The organism is Gilliamella sp. Gris3-2 (assembly GCF_001690345.1).
GTDB classification, from domain to species: Bacteria; Pseudomonadota; Gammaproteobacteria; order Enterobacterales; family Orbaceae; genus Gilliamella; species Gilliamella bombi.
Genome location: NZ_LZHB01000069.1, coordinates 26,713 through 47,530, shown reverse-complemented (window position 1 = coordinate 47,530; position 20,818 = coordinate 26,713). Strand labels below are relative to the sequence as shown.

The window sequence follows — 20,818 nt, the reverse complement described above, 5'->3', positions numbered from 1 at the left end:
CTAAAACAAAAAAGAACAGGTTTATTCCTATTTTTCCTGTTCTTTTTAATACCTCGCTCTAGAACCATGATTTAATATCAAACAAAAATAGCAAGATCCGCATTTTTAATCATTAAATAGCTTTATCAAAAAATAGATCAACTTTACTAAATTTAGCCATTGATTGTAGGTAATCCTTAATTTTAGATGAAAAAGTTAAGCTTTTAACACACGTCAAATTCCGTAAAACTGGAAACAAACAGATATCATCTAAAGATAATTGTCCATTACATGCATCTGGTGACACAATAAATAACTCAAGTTTATTTAATATAGCAGATACGGCAGACACTAATGAATCCGTTTGCATCAAACATTCATCAAACGATCCCATTTTTTTTGATTTACTATTAACAAAAGAATCGATAGCACTTTGTGTCGCAAACTCAGCTAAACCTAGTTTTATATAACGTGGACACACTAACTTATAATCATATTGTTGCAACTGTTTTATTAAATCTGTGATATCTGACGATCTAGGACCTGTTAAAATGGGTTTATCGCCATAATTGTTATCAACATAATCAACAATGTCTAAACTTTCAGGCATATAGCTACCATCATCTTTTTGTAAAATAGGCACCATTTTTTCACCAATCATACGCTCTGGCGATTGAAAATCATCACTCAATAATACCTGTTTTTCAACCGGTATATTTTTTAGACCAAAAATCATTCTAGCCCTAACACAAAAAGGGCAATGCTCATAAATATACAGTTTCATTTTCGCTTCCTTAAGCGTTCAACCGCCCATAATAAAAAAACTAACCCCAAAAATAATAAAAAAACAATACTTGAAGCATACAAAGCTTTGGGATAACCGATTCGTACAACATTAATAAAAGGGTATGGATATTGATTAGTATAATAACCTCGGACAAAAATATAAATGCCGTAAGATAGCATTGATAATATTGATCCTATAATGACATGAACGTTGATGCGTCTAAATGGCCCCCAAATCAGCCAACTTAATAAACCCAAAGCAGGTATAACAGCATGTAAACTTTCGTTAGTGATTTTCATTAATACATTAGGCGGGGTATGGATACCTCTTAACACTAAATTATACACAATAGCCGTTATAATCACACCAGCCAAACCATTTAAGCGAATAACTTTAAAACTATATCGATTACAATTGGGGTTAACAGATAGCCACAAACAACTTAATGCCAGCATCAAATTTGATAACACCGTAAAAAAGCTATAATAATAAATTAATCGACCTATGGAAGATTCTGGTTGCCAAGGACGAAACTTTGTATGCCAATAAATATAAGTTTCCATGGCAATAATTGTGATAGCAAACAGTGCTATAAAAAGATTAATACTTCGCTTTAGCATAAAAAATAAATATAGATAAAACAGTACATCAGTATATACCAAACAGTATAAAAGCAAAAAGTTAACTGATTATTTTAAATTAATGCAAATAATTTAAAATAATCAGTTTTTAATATATAAATAAAATGCAATTCAACTAAAACATACTAACTAATGTCTACTGAGTGATATAAAAATAAATAGGTAATTAAATGATTAATCAATTGTTGTTTAAACTCGACGCCAAATTTTTTCATCATAGTCGTTTATTCTATAATTTTTAACTATACCAATGGCAGCATTTGTCCAATTTTTGAGTAAGGCTTAATCTTTAGTTTTAATTTTCAGTGCGATATTTTATTAAATGTCTCATTTAATAAGTAATACATCCCTCCCTTTATAAGGCTGTTCAAATTCTGCCAAATAAGTCGGGAGGATTAAAGGATATCATATTCTATAAGATGCCTTAACGTTATCACGGTGAAAATACAAATAAAAATCAAAAATTTGACATAGCTATATATATTACCTTAACGCTTAATCAGTGTTATTTTCTTGCAAACATGACACAACCGAAGCGGTAAGTGGTGTTTTACCTACCATGACCAATTGTTTATCTTTTTTTATAGATACATTTTCAATGGCTAATACTAATGCTAACCAATACGAACAATAACCAGCATAACCAATTGAATTATCGATATTAAAATGATTTTTTGCTTCAAACTGAATTCGATTAAAGTGGTGCATAATTTCATTTTTAAAATCTGACAAAATACCGCTATACCAAACCCCGCCATACTGGTTATCATCGGCACTACCCCACAATAAAGCATGTTCAATAGTTTGCGTGAATTCCGTTTTTTGTTCACTACGATAAACTTTTATTAATGGCGAATTAGCAGTAGGAAAAAATGGCGCTCTATTTACGTTTTCCCCTGCTAGAACTAGCATTGACGCAAACTCACCTTCGTCTTTAATTGGAGCAGAAAACAGATGTGTATTAATCACCAAAAGCAACTCATCATCATGATCACTATCGTCTAACCATGTTTCTATAAATGTAGATGAATGGCTGGGATCTTCAATTTCAAAGCTAGCAGGATGACAAATTCTTTTTCCCAATGTTTCCATCCATAATGCCTTTATTTTATCGTTTGAAACTTCAACATCAATAAATAACCTAACATGCAAATTTGATTGTGTTAACGCAGTTGCAAATTTAGCTTTGTATTCTTTTTCAAAACGAGTAAAAATGGCCTTTAAACGCTCATCAAAGCTTTCAGATTTCATACCATCAATCACAGATAAAGTCGTATGGGGAATAACAATGCCACTATTAAGGTGTAATTTACTTGTAATAAGAAAATCATTATTAACAATAGCGGCGGCATTTCTTGTTTCGCCCTGTTCTGTAATAAGTGAAAAGCCTAAAACATATAATCCTCTTTGCCCATAATGAATTAGTTTTTGTTTACGCTTTTCTATGCATAAATTCCACTGTTCAATATAAGCTAGACGATTACCATAGAGATAAACACCATATAAAAATATAAACAGCCAAAAAACAAAAGGAAAGGCAAAAAGGCCTGAAATAAAAAGGATATCTGATATGTCATAAAAAAAGCTGAGTGTAACAGTAATAATACAACCAAGCAAAATAAACACAATAAGCAAAACACCCCAGAACCAAAAATTCATTTTTTTAGCATCAGACAACGGAGCTGGCAGTAATGTTAAATCGATAGACATTAGCTTTTTCCTACCTCGGATAATGATGAGATTAAAGAACAACCGCAACTGCTTTTATGACCATCTAAAGCGACTTGCTTACCTTGATCGGAAAAAGTTGATTCGCCCTCAATAATAGGATTAATTCCATGGCCTTTTATTGGACAACTGACTAAATCCCCCACTCGAACAACGGGTTTGCCTAAAACTGTCATTGTCGATGAAGCAGTAATGACTTTTCCACCATGATCTGTCAAATCGCCTAACCGAATAACTCCGCGTAATTTACTCATGTTTCATTTCCTTTATTTTTTATATTATTAATTTCCACCTTTTGATATTGTGCATCTATTTTCTGATACTCTTCAAGCGAGCTAGCTTTGGATTTTTTGTCAATTTCTTCTGGCCAGTTGACTTTGATTGGCCATGTAAACTCTTCTTCTGGCATCAATTCCCCATCCAAATTATTATCCGAAAAGGCCATATAGTTATTTATCCACATCCATTCGTCATAGCTTGGGCTACCAGCAGTCAACAGAAAGTGGTCAATCACTTTAGTGGTATTAGGCTCACATACCACACATTCTAGACGATAGTTTCTAACCATTCCGCCACTAGCAAGAGGAACTGATACTGAGGTCATACAACCTTGAATATCTGCCCAATTAAACTCTTTAACCGTAATTTCTTTTACTTTTAAAGGTGAGCGAGTGAAAGTTGCCCACGACCCAAAATATAAAATAAAATGATCATAAATATAAACTTTACCTGTTTTACGATTAAAACGGATTGGGCAATCTTCAGGAGCATATAAATAATGCAAAAACATTTGAAAGGAAATATAAAGAAGGAATATCATTAGAAATTCAATAAAAATAGCTAGAATTCTTAAATCTTGAAAATAAATAATAACCAAACTTGTAATAAATACAAAAGCAATACACATCAAGTTAATTACAAAGAGAGCTAAAATAAAAATAATTCTAATAAAATATCCCATTCCTGTTATATGACGAGAAAATTCACAATAATCATCATTAGCATAACGTAATTTTTTATTATTACTTAAATGTAATTTTGTTGTATATACCCATTTATGCAAATCCTGTCGCCATGCGGAAACTTGCGGTTGATATTTGGATGGCATTATTACGTTCTCCTTTTTAATTGATAATATGTTCCATGCGTAGTGGCGATTTGGCGTCTTTACCTTGCCAGTAATGTAATATGCCAATCACTTTTTTCGCTTTTACCCTTAATTCGGCAACTTTTTGGTCTATCGCCACGGTACTTTGGAGATTATTTATTCCCTAATTTTTTATACTCAGCATCTATTTTCTGATACTCTTCAAGCGAGCTAGCTTTGGATTTTTTGTCGAGTTCTTCGGACCAATTGATTTTTACCGACCACTCATATTCATCTGGCATCTGTTCGGTATCTAGGTTTTTATCCGAAAATGCCATAAAACTATTCACCCACATCCACTCATCGTAACTTAAACTGCTATCCATACAAAAAGTAAAGTGGTCAATTACATTAGTGGTATTGGGCTCACATACCACACACTCTATGCGGTAACTTCTGACCATACCACCACCATAAATCGGTGCCGATACTGACGTCATGACTCCTTGAATATCTGCCCAATCAAACTCTTTCATTGTTATCTCTTTCACTCTAAATGGTGAGCGAGTAAATGTTTCTAACGAACCAAAATATAAAAGAAAATGGTCATAAATATAAACTTTACCTGTTTTACGATTAAAACGGATTGGGCAATCCTCGGGAGCATAGAATAGATAGAAAACAAACTGTAAGAAGAAATATATTAGATAAAGGAATAATAGCCCAAAAGGTATAAATATAAGCTTTTTTTCAGTTTCAAAAGTAATATCATAAAATGCAATATATACTGCAAAAAACGACAATAAAATAAGCATTATTAAACAAATAATAGTAACCCAACGTGGAACCCACTCCCATCCTATTGTTCGCCGAGAAAATTCACAATAATCATCATTAGCATAACGTAATTTTTTATTATTACTTAAATAATGGCGGGTTGTATAAACCCCTTTGTATAAATCTTCGCGCCAACATGACACTTGCGGTTGATATTTAGATGGCATTATTTATTCCTTAATTTTTTTATACTCGGCATCTATTTTCTGATACTCTTCAAGTGAGCTAGCTTTGGATTTTTTGTCAATTTCTTCTGGCCAGTTGACTTTGATTGGCCATGTAAACTCTTCTTCTGGCATCAATTCCCCATCCAAATTATTATCCGAAAAGGCCATATAGTTATTTATCCACATCCATTCGTCATAGCTTGGGCTACCAGCAGTCAACAGAAAGTGGTCAATCACTTTAGTGGTATTAGGCTCACATACCACACATTCTAGACGATAGCTTCTAACCATTCCGCCACTAGCAAGAGGAACTGATACTGAGGTCATACAACCTTGAATATCTGCCCAATTAAACTCTTTAACCGTAATTTCTTTTACTTTTAAAGGTGAGCGAGTGAAAGTTGCCCACGACCCAAAATATAAAATAAAATGGTCATAAATATAAACTTTACCTGTTTTACGATTAAAACGTATTGGGCAATCTTCAGGAGCATATGACAAATAGAAAAAAAATTGAGTAAGAAGGTAAAACATAAATAATACTAAAACGCAGCTAGGTATAACCAAAGCTTTATGCGTGCTAACAGGAATATGTGGAATTACGATATATAATACAAAAACTGATAGTAAAATGAGTATTGATAAACAAATAATAGTTATCCAACGAGAAAAATATCCTAAACCCATTGAACGCCGTGAAAACTCACAATAATCATCATTAGCATAACGTAATTTTTTATTATTACTTAAATGTAATTTTGTTGTATATACCCATTTATGCAAATCCTCGCGCCATGCGGAAACTTGCGGTTGATATTTGGATGGCATTATTACGTTCTCCTTTTTAATTGATAATATGTTCAATGCGTAGTGGCGATTTGGCGTCTTTACCTTGCCAGTAATGTAATATGCCAATCACTTTTTTGGCTTTTACCCTTAATTCGGCAACTTTTTGGTCTATTACCACGGTACTTTGGAGATTATTTATTCCTTAATTTTTTTATACTCGGCATCTATTTGTTGATACTCTTCAAGCGAGCTGGCTTTGGATTTTTTGTCGATTTCTTCTGGCCAGTTGACTTTGATTGGCCATGTAAACTCATCTTCTGGCATCAACTCCCTATCCAAATTATTATCCGAAAACGCCATATAGCTATTTATCCACATCCATTCGTAATAGTTTAAACTGCTATAGGCTGCTAGTAGAAAGTGGTCAATCACTTTAGTGGTATTAGGCTCGCATACCACACATTCTAGACGATAGCTTCTAACCATTCCGCCACTAGCAAGAGGAACTGATACTGAGGTCATACACCCTTGAATATCTGCCCAATTAAACTCTTTAACCGTTATCTCTTTAGCTCTAAAGGGCGAGCGAATAAACGTTCTTAATGAACCAAAATATAATAGGAAATGGTCATAAATATAAACCTTACCTGTTTTTCTATTTAAACGAATGGGACAATCTTCAGGAGCAAAACAAATATTCAAAAACATCTGAAGAAAAAGTTGAAATGACAATATTATTAAAAAAGTGCAAAGTATAAATATAGACCTACCTTCATTTAGTTTAGTAATAATATAAATAATAAATAATATTCCTAATATTATAGATACAACAAATATTAAAGAGAAGATTACTGTTATGCAACGAAGAAAATATTGCATAACAGGTAATCTTCTTGAAAATTCACAATAATCATCATTAGCATAACGTAGTTTTTTATTATTACTTAAATGTAATTTTGTTGTATATATTCCTTTATGCAAATCCTCGCGCCATGCGGAAACTTGCGGTTGATATTTGGATGGCATTATTACGTTCTCCTTTTTTAATTGATAATATGTTCAATGCGTAGTGGCGATTTGGCGTCTTTACCTTGCCAATAGTGCAAAATGCCAATCACTTTTTTCGCTTTTACCCTTAATTCAGCCACTTTTTGGTCTATTACCACGGTACTTTGGAGATTATTTATTCCTTAATTTTTTTATACTCGGCATCTATTTGTTGATACTCTTCAAGCGAGCTGGCTTTGGATTTTTTGTCGATTTCTTCTGGCCAGTTGACTTTGATTGGCCATGTAAACTCATCTTCTGGCATCAACTCCCTATCCAAATTATTATCCGAAAACGCCATATAGCTATTTATCCACATCCATTCGTTATAGCTTAAACTGCTATCTGTACAAAAAATAAAGTGGTCAATTACACTAGTAGTATTAGGTTTACATACCACACATTCAATACGGTAAGTTCTGGCCGTACCACCACTGGCAAGCGGTGCCGAAATTGAACTCATTACCCCTTGGATATCTGCCCAATTAAACTCTTTAACGGTTATCTCTTTAGTTCTAAAGGGCGAACGAGTAAAGGTAGCCCATGATCCAAAATACAATAAAAAATGATCATAAATATAAACCTTACCTGTTTTTCGGTTTAAACGGATAGGACAATCTTCGGGGGCATATAGCAGATAGAAAAAAAACTGAATTAAAATATAAGCAATATAAATAAATACAATACAACTTGGTATATATATAAGTTTATTTATTATTTTATCCTCAACTATACCAGGTATTACCATATACAATACAAATAAAATCATACACATCGTCAAACCTAGACAAATCATTGTGATTAAACGACCAATTTTCCCCCACCCTGTTAATCGTCTTGAAAATTCACAATAATCATCATTAGCATAACGTAATTTTTTATTATTACTTAAATGTAATTTTGTTGTATAAACCCCTTTGTATAAATCTTCGCGCCAACATGAGACTTGCGGTTGATATTTGGATGGCATTATTACGTTCTCCTTTTTTAATTGATAATATGTTCAATGCGTAGTGGCGATTTGGCGTCTTTACCTTGCCAGTAATGTAATATGCCAATCACTTTTTTCGCTTTTAACCTTAATTCGGCAACTTTTTGGTCTATCGCCACTGTATCATTTATATTTGATTCGATAGGATAATCTTTAGAAGCAACCCAGCGCACTAAATCATAATTACATTGATTGGGTGATACCATAACATTCAGAGTTTCCTCGTCTTTACCTTTTACAATTTGGACCTTAGCCGATTGCCCTTCTGAATCAGTTAGATAGACCATACAGGTATAACGGCTGTGCGCATCAAAATTGGGCAATTTAATATGCACATGCAGCCCCCCCGTATAATCTAATATATCAAGATCATTCTGACTGTATATAAAGTAATCAGCAAAAAATTCTAAATCCATAGAATCATAATTTAAAGCCAAATAAACACCTGAAATATAGGCAAAATAGTCATTTAACGCCGCACTGGTGCCAACAGCGGTGAGAGGATAAGGCCCCCCTTTTTCTTGATGTTCATGGTTACCAAAATAGCAACGGTTAAACCAAATTTCCATGGGCGACCAACGATCGGCTTCTGAGCCTATATACACTAAAATTACGCCAATAACGGCAAAAGCTATTGCAGCCAATACAACTGTCCATGAAATACTAATTATGGCTCCGTATAAACTTATTAAACCAGATATTATTGTAAAACTACCGCCTATTATAACTAGTTTAGCATCATCACTATCACCATTTTTCGCATAACAATACCCTTTATAAATATCCATTGCCCCATCTAATATCGCAATAAGCGCTAACGTTCCCCCAGTGACTTTTATAAATTTATCACAACCCGGTATCATAGTGGTAAAGATATTGGTTTTGGGTAATGCACTACCAACTAGCTTAATCGTGTGGGCCATTACTTCAGCCGACATTAACGACATAATTACACCAGTTTTTGCCATGTCATTAAGAATTTCCTCTTTCACATCTTGCCGCATGTCACGCCCTTCAGCCTCGAGTACTTTCCTATTTTGATTGTATAGGTGGCCTTGTAAAAATATCATTAACCCATTCATAAAAACCCCTTTTGAGGCATCAAACGCGATTCGTCGTTTGGCGACCTGCTCTATTGCTATTTCAAGTTTATCTAGAGTTAGCTCACCACTAAATTGGTGAGCGTGTTTAATTTCAGCGTCTAACACCTTTTTGGCTTTGGCAAGGGTGGGTTCTTTTAAATTGCCGCCTTTTTTCAACTCATCAATCATGTTATTCATTGAGGCTATATCATCAGCCAACACCATAAACTCCATTTGAACCGTTTTTTCGAGCTGTTTTTTAGTCAGTTGGCTTTCAAATTGCCAACGCTTATCGGCATCCGATACTCTTGATAGCTTATACAGCTTGGAATTTTTATCAATGCTCACCGTTGATACATCTGAATGATCCATCAAAATTTCATAAACTTTGGGTAGGTTTTTAATTTTTACCGGTAAACTTATACGCCTATGCTCAATACCCGAAAAAATTTTAAGCAGTTCTGTGCCATGATCTTTCATTAAAATGTCGTTAATTAACTTAGCATTCTTGGGTGGATTAGCAACACCAGCAGCCATCCAATTCATTAATACTTCCATTTGATCCACAAATAAGGTCGTATTTTTCGCATCAATTGGCAAATTCAAAATATCGTTAATTTTGCCCACTAATTCATTAAGAATGGTTACGTTCGTTTTGTGGTTTGCTGCCTCTTGATTTTGCTCCATTTCAACAATCCGTTGTTTTAGTAGCAATTCATACAGATTATTGTCCTGACCTTTTAACAGATGAAAATAGATGGAATTTTCGTCTCGTAATAGGCTGTCCCATAAGCCAAACTGTTCAGGTAGCTTCGCCATTGTTATATTACCTTGTAATATGGTAGTAATATCTTCAAAATAGCCTAAGTGGTCTTTAGAGTAGTCGTTTTCTTGTTCCCGTTTCCAAAACTCAACTTGGTTATAGTTGGTCAGTCCAGCTGGGGCATATTTAGACGGTTTATCTTTTGAGCCAAAAAGCCAAGTAACATAAACTAAATAATCGATTGATATTTTGCGGATGTCTTTAACTATTTCGTCAAATAGTTGTTTTTCTTCTTGGCGAAATGCGCCTAGTTTACCCTTATCCAGCCGTGCATCGAGTTTTGCCCATTCCTTTTTAAATTTGCTTTCAGCTGCATTATCCAATGTCCAATGAAATCGTCTTACATCAACAGCTGGTATGGCGGATTTATGCTTTGTGAGTAGTTCTTTTTTTTCTGCTTCTGATAAGGCAACTTCTTTATATCCATTTTCTTGTAACGTTTTGATAGTATTATAATAAGAATTCTTCGCACCTTTATAATTAGAGCCTGGTTCATAGGCATCGTAATATTTTGGCTGAGTGTCAGCGCCTTCATAATCTTTGTCTATAACTTCATTACAATAGTTCTTTAATCCTTTTTTATAAGCGTCAATACAAGACACAATCCTGCGTTTATAGCCACGCTCAGTAGAAAAATATTTATGATAATATTTGGAGGTATCTGTATTGGGTCTTAGGGGGACTGTTATTGCTTGTGACTGTGCGGTGTCACTTTGATTGTCATCAATATTAGGATTTATAAGGCTTTGAAAATAATCTTTTGCATATGGAAACAGCTGTGGTAACTCATCAGACGCATTTAACCAGTTATCTGATGGCGTATAATCTGCTATTTTTTCGTTATAGGCATCAGTTAATTTTTTCTCTATTTCTCGTTCGTGCTCTAAAAAGGCATTATTAATAGGATCAAAGTTCCGAAATCGTTGAGCATTCAGCTCTTCGGCTATGCCGAAGGTGTCTTCTAGCACAATGCAACCTATTGTACATTGATACTGCTTTTCAAATTTTGCGGCTATATTTGCAATTGCGTTTAAATTATCTTTATCTGAATAATCATAAAATTCATGTGCACTTGGAAAACGTACGTTAAAATCTTTTTTGTCAAAGAAAAACTCAGGTAAATAAGGTGCTTTATTCTTGTCAAGTAAATCGTTGAAAGCAAAGCTACGTCCGTCGGTTAAATCGGTAGGATTGTTTCGCGTTTTGTCGTTTATCGTTACTTGGGTGAATCGTCTTAAATCAGCATCTGGAGAACGGTAATAATCTTCAATATCTTTTGACCAAGCTCGACGGCTATAAGCTATCCATACCGTGGCATTTAATACATCAATATTGGCAAAAATAGCGGGGATATTGTGGTTCTTTTCAGTGCATTTTTCAGCTAAATCTTCAATTTCGTATTTTTTCATATGGTAAATGGATCGATGCCGTAATGCTCCTTTCGAGGTCACTTCGTAGCCTAATAATTTTCGAATGCCATTTTGTTCCATTAATACATAAACATATCCTTTGCGTAACATTCTTAAGGCGTATTTATGCTTCGTTAATGCCACGTTAGGGCGCCTATCAGCTAATTTGGGTACGTTTTCTGACCAGTCTATACCGTGGTAAGCATTGGGATTAATAACCGATTGGCGAACTAAAAAAAATGGCATGCCGTTTCGTTGACAAGTACCACATCCACCATCGGCCATTGCTGAAGTGTTTTTTGCTTCAGTAAAAATATTAGGGTCAATTTTTTCCATGATATATTCCTTTGTTATTATTGTTCTAGCTCTATTTGACTTAAATGCTGTGCTAAAGTACCTGGTTCATCTATTGTTTTAGCTATCGCGGCTTTTAACGATTTGGGATCTAATCGGTTTTTATAGCGCATAAGCACTAATGATAATGTAAATAGATCGTTGCTATCTTCTAACCCTTCTATTTTTGCTTTGTTATAAAAATCTGCTAATAATAATATGTCTGAATCTTCAATATTTTTATTTTGATTTTCACAGATATTTTGCCAAGCTACAGTTAAGTGATATAACTGAACAGATTGTTTTAAAAAAGTTTTAGTTTCTTCTGTTACAAATAGATCAAAGGGTTCAGGGGTATAAGATAATGATTGAATAACCTGCAAATGATTGGTGAAGGATGTAAAACAGTAAGTACTACAGCAATTTAATAAAGTTGGTAACCAATCAGGACAAATTTTATTGCCTTCTTGCAATAAAAACATTCTAAACGGTTCATAAAAAGGAACAAAACGAACTCCAATTAATTGACCTAACTTTAAACCGATGTTAATCAGTTGCTCACTTAAAAACTGGGGGGCGTTTTCGCTAACTATACAGCCACACAAATATCGTTTTGGTAGCGAACCTTCTTCCTTTAGTTGATTACTAATAAAATGAACTAATCTTTTATTGATTGGTTCATCAGGTTTTGCGATCACAACTAACTTTGGGCAATGACGTGGATCGTGGGCTAAATCAGGTCTTAGCACAACTTGGATAGCTTCTTTACCTAGATTTTCTTGCAAACTGTCCATCGATAATAGATGAAAATAACTGAGCGAAACTAGGTTATCAATTAATAGATAACGATACTGCTTGCGTGCTTTTTCATTCTCTAAAAGAGTGAGTATTTGCTTTTCCATTATGCTGACTCCGAACAAGTATCGCCTTTTGGCAAATTGGTTTTTGCCACTTGATAATTTGATGGCCCTAATATACGAAAGCTAGCAGATTCAATCTGAACATCACCTGGTGCTAGCATTTTTATACCGCCATTTTCAATTACAATAGCAACATCATCACATGCCAATACAAGTTTTTTCTTGGCTGATATAATTACTTCGCTGTCGGTGCTGGTAATTGTCATATTTTGTTTTGAACTCAATTGCATTTCATCATTTTGAGCCTGTATTTCGACATTACCTTGCGAAGCAAATAGCTTTATGCCCATTTTGTTGGCAAATAGGCTTATCATGTTACCCGCAGTGACCATAAAGCGTTTAAACGCACTAACATCAACCGTGTTTTGTGCTGTCTGGATAATGTTTTCACCTGCGGTGTGTTGAATTGAACTTGGGGTGACATCCGCCATGCCAGCTGGTGCGTACGTAAGTATTCCCGGTTGTTTTAGTTCTTTTAAGCTTTGTTCAAATAGCTGTTTTTGGGTTTGTAAATCAGCCAGTTCAGCTTTGGCGGCCTCGGCAAGTTCATTGAGCCGTTTAACCATTTCAGCCGCTTGCGCTAGTTCTTTAACAGCATTGTCCATTTGTAGCTGTATATGACTTGCTTGCGTTTGTTCTTCACTGGTAATATACAGCCCTTTACCCGCTCTTATCGCGCCCCATTCGTCGGTGCGCAGTTCAAAACCTTCACCGCGGGGTTGTTTTTTTTCGTTAACTAAGTGACCGATATTAAGTTGAGTTTTTCCGTATTCGGTGGCTAGCTTAATATGTTCTTGCCCACGTTTATCATCCATGCGCAGTTTGTTATTAGCTGGGGTGCGAATGACATTGCGGTGTTTGTTGATGGTGGTAACAAGGTCAGGGTGAGCACTGTCATGCATTGCATGGGCTATATACGGCCTATCGGGGTTGCCGTTCATAAAGGCGATGGCCACTTCGGTGCCGTCAATTAACGGGAAGTGAAAACCATAGGTGTTACCCGCATAAGGTTTAGCTAAACGTACCCATAAGCTTTCCGTGCCACTTTTCCATTGTTTCAGGTCAACATTAAATTTAACCCGATATCGTCCTTGCGGGTCGATATAACCATAGGTGTCATGATTAGGACTGGTGACACGGGCAGGTAATGTGCCACTAACTTGTGGCCAGCGTATGGGCGCAGGGCGATAGGGTTTTAAAGCTTGATAGGGAATGGCGGTAAAGGTGAGTTCATAGGCATCAGTGCGATTACCTTGCCCCTGTACACTTAAAATAATCACCCCGTCATTGATATCTGCCAGCGGACTGCCATTGATGTTAATCCATTGACCGGGAGCAAGGTTATAGTGGTTACTCTTGCCTTTGAGGATAATTTTCTGGCTAATGGCCTGTTCATGGCGAATACGCGCATACCATTGGCCGCTTTCAATCTGATTATCGTGAGTGTTATTGTCATTATCACGATTATCGTCACTATTTTGCGGGTTTTCTTGTCCGTTGCTATCTAAGCCTTTATAGTGCTCGGCATAACGGTAGTCGGTGCCATAGGTGGTAAGGTCTTTGGGTTGGGTATTAATCTCGCCCTGTAAATCGGCTAGGGCATCACGGTAGTTATAGTCTTGTACCTTGACTGAGGAGACCACCACTTCACTATGCAGGCTGATATCCCACACACTTTCAACGCCACTATCTGCCATGCCACTGGGTTGTTTATAGTCGATATCAGCGACCTGCGCATAGCCTTGCTCATAATCACTTAACACCATCACATCACAGTTGTGCTCAGCGTGCGTTTCAAAGCGAAACCAGATACCGACATCGGCCAATAAGCGTTGAATAAATTCAAGGTCACTTTCTTGCCACTGAGTAATAAACTCCCGCTCAGGGTAGCTATCTTTTAGCTCTAGACGGTAATCAATGCCTGTCAAACCATGACTGCGTAGCACTTCTTCAACCACACTGACCACACTTTGATTTTGAAATATGGCATTATGTTGCCCCACAGCCAACCGTGCTAAGCACGAAGATAACACCACTTGATAATGGGCTTCATCTTTATTGACCGATAACTGACTAAACTCAGTAATCACCCCATGCAAGGTGCGTTTATTACTCAACGTGGGCAAGTCACTTAATGAGCGGATAGCGGAAGTTAATGGTTTGTTGATAACAGGATTAAAGGAGAAGGTCGATTTTTGATTAAGAAAGGAATCAGGCGATAAGGTTTTATCAGTACAGGTAAAAGTAATCACATAACGCCAAGGCTGGTTTAACGACTCATCACCATCAATATGCAAAACCGAAATCGGCGCCCCCAGCCCGTCAACCGTTAAGGTATAGCGATTATGGCTAACCCCACTCAAACCCGCCATTAGATCGCCAAAACCTTCACCGAGTTGCTCCAGAAGACGATTAAGTTCGTTTGACATGTTTTCCTCCTCCTTATATCCAATTTTAAAATCAGTCTGTCTATTTAATTATTTTTTATATTTTATACTCAGCATTACTGAGTTCAAGCAACAGACAGCTTAGCTAAAAAGCATACACAATTTTAGTGTGAAATTTAATCTTTTTTTTAAAAAAATGTTAAATGAATGTTGTTTAATATGAATAATTTCTGTTAGTTAAGCAAGTAATTGACAGCTACTTAAACTTTTTATTGAATAAGTGATTTAAATAACCTGACTTTTGTTAATGTGTAGAAATTTGTACAACTAAAAATAGCAATTTTTACTTAAACTGCAACTTATTGACAGCTAGTATATAATATAAAGAATAAACGTAATGTAGAGATAATTTTGATGTCTAGCCAAGATACACCTGCCCAAAATAAAATGTTAATAGACCGTTTTCTAGATTCATTGTGGCTAGAAAGGAACTTAGCTGAAAATACCATTGCTTCTTATAGACTTGATTTGTTGGCACTAAGTCAATCTTTACAACAGCAAAATGTCACATTCCTAACAACTCAAACGTTTAATTTACAAAACTTTTTAATGCAACGAGTAGAAGATGGGTATAAAGCAAGTAGTTCAGCACGTTTGCTTAGTGCAACTAAACGTTTTTTTCAGTATTTATATCAAGAAAATTATCGCACTGATGACCCTTCTGCAGTATTATCATCCCCCAAACTTCCTAAAAAATTACCTAAAGACTTAACTGAATCGCAAGTCGATGCGCTACTAGAGTCGCCAAGCATAGAAGATCCCATTGAACTTAGGGATAAAGCGATGTTGGAAGTACTTTATGCCACCGGTTTACGCGTATCTGAATTAGTAAATTTAGAAATTAGCGATGTTAGCTTACGTCAAGGTGTAGTAAGAGTAATTGGTAAAGGTAATAAAGAGCGCTTAGTCCCACTTGGAGAAGAAGCAATTTATTGGCTTGAATATTATTTTAAATATGCCAGAAATGATCTTTTAAAAAATGGACCTATTGATGTGCTTTTTCCAAGTCGATTAGGAAAAAAAATGACACGACAGACTTTCTGGCATCGAATTAAATATTATGCCATACTAATCGGTATAAATATTGATGCACTTTCTCCTCATGTGCTTCGACATGCTTTTGCGACACATCTTCTTAATCACGGAGCAGATTTGCGCGTCGTTCAAATGTTGCTTGGGCATAGCAGTTTATCAACTACACAAATTTATACACATGTTGCAACAGAAAGGTTAAAACAGTTACATAGTAAACATCATCCTCGAGCATAGGATTGACAAAAATAAGGATAATTGAATGAAAAAATTAGTTATATGTTTAGGCTTAGCGTTAATTTCAAGTTCAGTATTAGCAAGTAATAATGAAATTGCAAAATCTTTAGATAAATTCGGTTACGATAGCAAAGAATCAAAAATTTTTGATAGTCCAATTAAAGATTTTAAAAGCGTTAGCACGCCAGAAGGTATTGTATACGTTAGTAAAGATGGTAAATACTTAATTCAAGGCTCTATTTTTGATTTACAAGGTGATGAACCAGAAAACATTGCTAACAGCATCAATCTTAGCCTAATAAAATCAATTGAAAAAGATGCCATTATTTATAAAGCTAAAAATGAAAAATACATCATTTCAGTATTTACTGATTATACTTGCCATTACTGTAAACTACTACATGAAAATATTGATAAGTATTTAGAAGCGGGTATTTCAGTTCACTATTTTGCATTCCCTCGTGCAGGTGCTAACAGTGATGTTGGCAAAAACATGCAATCTATTTGGAGCATGGCTGATCGCAAAACTGCATTTGACAATGCATACAAAGGTAATAAAATTTCGCCAGCAAGCAGCATGATACCTTATGTAACACAACAATTTAACGTCGGTAAAAAGTTAGGGATTGGTGGCACACCTGCAATTGTCTTACCTAACGGCCAACTTGTTTCAGGTTACGTGCCTGCAGATAAACTAATTGAATTTCTTGATCACAAAAACTAAATAAAAATTAGCAGTTATTGTTACTAAAATGTAAATTAAAATGAAAACACATGTTAGCGCAAATGCGCTAGCATATAAATTATGAAAAAAAGTAAATTAAAACATCGCAAATTACCTGAAGTACTTCCAGAATTTTCTGATGATATTCCGTTATTATTACAACGGATTTATGCATTGCGTGGTGTTGCTAGCATGCAAGATCTTGATTACACCACACGCAATCTATGTAATTACGATAAACTAGATGGTATTAAAAAGGCAGTCGAAATTCTTTATTCAGTAATGAAAAATAATCAGCAAATCATGATTGTTGGTGATTTTGATACTGATGGTGCCACCAGTACTGCTTTAACCATCAGAGCCTTAAAAAATATGGGGTACCAATTTGTTGATTATATCATTCCTGATCGCTTTAATGATGGATATGGATTAAGTGTTTCGGTTGTTAAAAAGGCCATTTTACAAAATGCACAACTTATTATTACCGTTGACAACGGAATATCTGCTATTGAAGCTGTCGATTTTGCTAAGCAATCAGGATTGTCAGTCATTATTACTGATCACCATTTATGCCCTGAGCTACTACCTAATGCCGACGCCATAGTCAATCCTAATTTACCTAATTGTACATTTCCATCTAAGCATTTAGCTGGGGTGGGTGTAGCTTTTTACTTTATGCTGGCTTTACGAGCAAAATTACGGCAAGAAAATTGGTTCTCCGACAATAATTTAGCTGAATATAATGTAGCAAATTTATTAGATCTAGTTGCTTTAGGCACTATTGCTGACGTGGTTAGACTTGATCATAACAATCGTATTTTAGTTCATCAGGGTATAAACAGAATACGAGCTGGCTATTGTTGTGAGGGCATCAAAGCCTTATTACAGGTATCTAAAAAAGATCCTATTAATCTTACGTCTACCGATTTAGCTTTTTATATAGCGCCACGATTAAATGCAGCAGGTAGAATGGATAATATGTCATTGGGTGTTGAATTACTACTTTGTGATAATTATGATTCAGCAATCAACAAAGCTATGGATTTGGATAATCTCAATAGTGATCGAAAGTTAATTGAGCAAATGATGCATAAAGAGGCCTTATCATTCATTCAAGAAATTGAAAAACAAAATATCACAATTCCTAATTTACTCGTGTTTCATCATCCAGAATGGCATCAAGGCATTATTGGGATCTTATCGTCACGTTTAAAAGATAAATATCATCGACCAGTCATATCTTTCGCTTCAACAGAAGATGGTTTTCTAAAGGGCTCCGGACGTTCAATTAAAGGCGTTCATTTACGCGATCTTCTTGATGAATTAAATCAGAAAAATCCTGATCTAATAATCAGTTTTGGAGGTCACGCAATGGCTGTTGGGTTAACTATTCGAGAAGAAGATTTAGAACGTTTTAAAAATAATTTTGAAACACTTTTAGATGCACGCTTAGAACCCGATTTGCTAGAACCAATTATTGAAACTGACGGTGAAATAGATAGCCAAGATCTTACTTACGAAATCGCCAAACAATTAAAAGAATCAGGACCATGGGGAGAAGGATTCTACACTCCCATTTTTGACGGTGAATTCATTATTCATCAACAGAGATTACTTTCAGACAAACATCTAAAACTAGTACTAGAACCCCAAAACGGTGGTCCACTTATTGAAGGAGTCTTTTTTAATGTAAATAGACAACTATGGCCTGATCAATCGATAAAAAATGTGAAAATAGTATACCATTTAGATGTTGATGAATTTCGTGGCAACCAAGCTCCACTATTAATGGTTCGGCATCTATGGCCACTCGCATAAACAATCAGAATCGATTATAATTACAAGGTTGCTCTGAATTTACATCTGTTTACCAATCAAATAAGCAATGGTTACCCAATACTATCGATATAACTTTTATACAATGTTAAGGATTCAAAATGCATATTCATATTCTTGGAATTTGTGGCACATTTATGGCAGGGATTGCTTTAATAGCTCGCTCTCTAGGTCATAAAGTAACGGGTTCAGATAAAAATGTTTACCCACCAATGAGCACACTTTTACAAAAAGAACACATTGATATCATTGAAGGATATGATCCATCACAACTGACATCAAGACCTGATTTAGTCATTATTGGCAATGCGCTATCAAGAGGTAACCCTTGTGTAGAATATCTTTTAGATAATAACATTCCTTATATTTCAGCACCTCAATGGTTACATGACAATGTATTACGGGATCGTTGGGTCATAGCTATTGCTGGAACTCATGGTAAAACTACAACTGCGGGTATGGTCAATTGGATTTTAGAAAAGCAAGATTACAAGCAAGGATTCGTTATTGGTGGTGTACCGGGTAATTTTGATGTATCCGCAAGATTAGGTGAAGGCAATTATTTTGTTATTGAAGCAGATGAATATGATTGCTCGTTCTTTGATAAACGTTCAAAATTCATGCATTACTGCCCAAAAACACTTATCATGAATAATCTAGAATTTGATCATGCAGATATTTTTGATGATCTCAGTTCTATTCAAAAACAATTTCACCATTTAGTTCGTTTAGTGCCAAGCAATGGATTAATTATCTCACCACAAGAAGATGTAAATTTAAAACAAGTATTAGCTAAAGGTTGTTGGAGCCAAAAAGCATTCACAGAATCAGAAAACGGCTGGCTAGCACAACGTATGAATAATGATGCGAGTCATTTTGCGGTTTACTTTAACAATAAAAAAGTAGGCGAAGTAAAATATTCATTAGTTGGCGAACACAATATGCATAACGCACTAATGGCAATTGCAGCCGCCCATAATGTGGGCATTGAGCCTGCTGATGCTTGTTTAGCACTAGGTTCTTTTGCCAATGCTAAAAGACGATTAGAGCTTTATGGTGAAGTTAATAATATTGAAATCTATGATGACTTTGCCCACCACCCAACTGCAATTTTAGCCACATTAGAAGCATTACGCAGTAAAATAGGAGCTAATCGTCGCATTCTAGCCGTACTTGAACCACGCTCAAATACGATGAAATTAGGGGTATCTAAAGATGAACTAGCCCCATCACTTGGTCGAGCTGATGAAATTTTTATATTCCAACCAGAACAACTACCTTGGCTAGTGGCTGATGTGGTTGATGCTTGTATTCAACCCGCTTACTGGAGTGGTGATATTGATTTGTTGGTTGAAATGATCACAAAATCAGCTAAACCAACCGATGCAATTTTAATTATGAGTAATGGTGGCTTTAATGGTATCCATAAAAAGATTTTAGAAAACTTAAAGAAGAAACAAATAAAAAACCAAGAACAATAACCGCTAGTCTAAAAATAATATAAATAGCAATATGATATATGCCACATCATGTGGCATATCAAACAAAAAGGATATTTCATGAATGAAACTACCGACATGATTGCTATGCTATGTCGCAGAATAAAATTAGCCAGAATTGAGAAAAATTTATCCCAACTAGAACTTGCGCAAAAATCCGAAATAGGCATTGCCACAATAAAACGTATTGAACAAGGCGAATCAATTACATTACAAACATTAATTTCCGTCCTCCGTGGATTAGGTGAACTTGATCAACTTAATAATTTACTTGCCTATAACGAAGTTATCCATATTGCCTCAGCAAAACAACCAAAACGAAAAAGAAAACAACGAAAAGTAAAAACGGAACGGGTAGATGTACTAACAGAAAATGATTTCTTGCGCTCTAAAGTTAATACTATGCACTGGAAACATTAAATA

Annotated in this window: 20 protein-coding genes; 5 read left to right on the top strand and 15 right to left on the bottom strand. The window is 35.3% G+C overall.

All coding sequences use genetic code 11. The features are described 5' to 3' along the window. Nucleotides 1-112 precede the first annotated feature (112 nt). From grxB to A9G32_RS09235, 15 genes are all read right to left on the bottom strand, one after another. Nucleotides 113-763, bottom strand: a complete 651-nt coding sequence (grxB, locus tag A9G32_RS09290; RefSeq protein ID WP_065589366.1) for a glutaredoxin 2 — start codon at nucleotides 761-763, stop codon at nucleotides 113-115. Beyond that, nucleotides 760-1,386, bottom strand: a complete 627-nt coding sequence (locus tag A9G32_RS09285) for a Pr6Pr family membrane protein (RefSeq protein ID WP_065589365.1) — start codon at nucleotides 1,384-1,386, stop codon at nucleotides 760-762. The genes grxB and A9G32_RS09285 overlap by 4 nt, the downstream gene beginning before the upstream one ends. A 516-nt stretch (nucleotides 1,387-1,902) precedes the next feature. After that, nucleotides 1,903-3,117, bottom strand: a complete 1,215-nt coding sequence (locus tag A9G32_RS09280) for a hypothetical protein (protein ID WP_065589364.1) — start codon at nucleotides 3,115-3,117, stop codon at nucleotides 1,903-1,905. Further along, complete coding sequence (locus tag A9G32_RS09275; protein WP_065589363.1) at nucleotides 3,117-3,389, bottom strand: PAAR domain-containing protein; 273 nt, start codon at nucleotides 3,387-3,389, stop codon at nucleotides 3,117-3,119. The genes A9G32_RS09280 and A9G32_RS09275 overlap by 1 nt, the downstream gene beginning before the upstream one ends. After that, entirely contained in the window at nucleotides 3,386-4,243 is an 858-nt protein-coding gene (locus A9G32_RS09270; protein WP_065639573.1) for a DUF6708 domain-containing protein, read from the bottom strand. The genes A9G32_RS09275 and A9G32_RS09270 overlap by 4 nt, the downstream gene beginning before the upstream one ends. 16 nt (nucleotides 4,244-4,259) lie before the next feature. After that, a complete protein-coding gene (locus A9G32_RS13425) occupies nucleotides 4,260-4,382 on the bottom strand; it encodes a hypothetical protein (RefSeq protein ID WP_255306828.1) in 123 nt (40 codons plus the stop codon). A 13-nt stretch (nucleotides 4,383-4,395) separates the two neighbouring features. Beyond that, on the bottom strand, nucleotides 4,396-5,226 hold the full coding sequence (locus A9G32_RS09265; protein ID WP_065590885.1) for a DUF6708 domain-containing protein: 831 nt from the start codon (nucleotides 5,224-5,226) through the stop codon (nucleotides 4,396-4,398). A gap of 3 nt (nucleotides 5,227-5,229) precedes the next feature. After that, nucleotides 5,230-6,054, bottom strand: coding sequence for a DUF6708 domain-containing protein (locus tag A9G32_RS09260; RefSeq protein ID WP_065639575.1), 825 nt, complete (start codon nucleotides 6,052-6,054; stop codon nucleotides 5,230-5,232). Between the two features lie 16 nt (nucleotides 6,055-6,070). Then, on the bottom strand, nucleotides 6,071-6,193 hold the full coding sequence (locus A9G32_RS13420) for a hypothetical protein (RefSeq protein WP_255306798.1): 123 nt from the start codon (nucleotides 6,191-6,193) through the stop codon (nucleotides 6,071-6,073). 17 nt (nucleotides 6,194-6,210) lie between these two features. Continuing rightward, on the bottom strand, nucleotides 6,211-7,041 hold the full coding sequence (locus tag A9G32_RS09255) for a DUF6708 domain-containing protein (protein ID WP_065590887.1): 831 nt from the start codon (nucleotides 7,039-7,041) through the stop codon (nucleotides 6,211-6,213). A gap of 17 nt (nucleotides 7,042-7,058) precedes the next feature. Then, complete coding sequence (locus A9G32_RS13415; RefSeq protein WP_255306798.1) at nucleotides 7,059-7,181, bottom strand: hypothetical protein; 123 nt, start codon at nucleotides 7,179-7,181, stop codon at nucleotides 7,059-7,061. Nucleotides 7,182-7,198: 17 nt separating this feature from the next. Next, the gene (locus tag A9G32_RS09250; protein ID WP_065590888.1) at nucleotides 7,199-8,032 is read right to left on the bottom strand and encodes a DUF6708 domain-containing protein; all 834 of its coding nucleotides are present in this window, start codon (nucleotides 8,030-8,032) and stop codon (nucleotides 7,199-7,201) included. Between the two features lie 17 nt (nucleotides 8,033-8,049). Then, entirely contained in the window at nucleotides 8,050-11,703 is a 3,654-nt protein-coding gene (locus tag A9G32_RS09245; protein ID WP_065590889.1) for a toxin VasX, read from the bottom strand. Nucleotides 11,704-11,720: 17 nt separating this feature from the next. Continuing rightward, on the bottom strand, nucleotides 11,721-12,602 hold the full coding sequence (locus A9G32_RS09240; RefSeq protein WP_065590890.1) for a hypothetical protein: 882 nt from the start codon (nucleotides 12,600-12,602) through the stop codon (nucleotides 11,721-11,723). Then, complete coding sequence (locus A9G32_RS09235) at nucleotides 12,602-15,049, bottom strand: type VI secretion system Vgr family protein (RefSeq protein ID WP_081296808.1); 2,448 nt, start codon at nucleotides 15,047-15,049, stop codon at nucleotides 12,602-12,604. The genes A9G32_RS09240 and A9G32_RS09235 overlap by 1 nt, the downstream gene beginning before the upstream one ends. 372 nt (nucleotides 15,050-15,421) lie before the next feature. Here A9G32_RS09235 and xerD point away from each other — a divergent pair, with 372 nt between their 5' ends. The 5 genes from xerD to A9G32_RS09210 all read left to right on the top strand — a co-directional run bounded on the left by xerD (nucleotide 15,422) and on the right by A9G32_RS09210 (nucleotide 20,815). Then, nucleotides 15,422-16,336, top strand: coding sequence for a site-specific tyrosine recombinase XerD (gene xerD, locus A9G32_RS09230; RefSeq protein WP_065590666.1), 915 nt, complete (start codon nucleotides 15,422-15,424; stop codon nucleotides 16,334-16,336). Between the two features lie 25 nt (nucleotides 16,337-16,361). After that, a complete protein-coding gene (dsbC, locus tag A9G32_RS09225; protein WP_065590665.1) occupies nucleotides 16,362-17,060 on the top strand; it encodes a bifunctional protein-disulfide isomerase/oxidoreductase DsbC in 699 nt (232 codons plus the stop codon). An 81-nt stretch (nucleotides 17,061-17,141) separates the two neighbouring features. Further along, nucleotides 17,142-18,878 carry a single-stranded-DNA-specific exonuclease RecJ gene (recJ, locus tag A9G32_RS09220; RefSeq protein WP_065590664.1) on the top strand — a complete coding sequence of 579 codons (1,737 nt, stop codon included), beginning with the start codon at nucleotides 17,142-17,144 and terminating at the stop codon, nucleotides 18,876-18,878. A gap of 119 nt (nucleotides 18,879-18,997) precedes the next feature. Then, nucleotides 18,998-20,377 (top strand): UDP-N-acetylmuramate:L-alanyl-gamma-D-glutamyl-meso-diaminopimelate ligase, encoded by a 1,380-nt coding sequence (gene mpl, locus A9G32_RS09215; RefSeq protein ID WP_065590663.1) that lies wholly within the window; start codon nucleotides 18,998-19,000, stop codon nucleotides 20,375-20,377. 78 nt (nucleotides 20,378-20,455) lie between these two features. After that, a complete protein-coding gene (locus tag A9G32_RS09210) occupies nucleotides 20,456-20,815 on the top strand; it encodes a helix-turn-helix domain-containing protein (RefSeq protein ID WP_065575425.1) in 360 nt (119 codons plus the stop codon). Nucleotides 20,816-20,818: the final 3 nt, after the last annotated feature.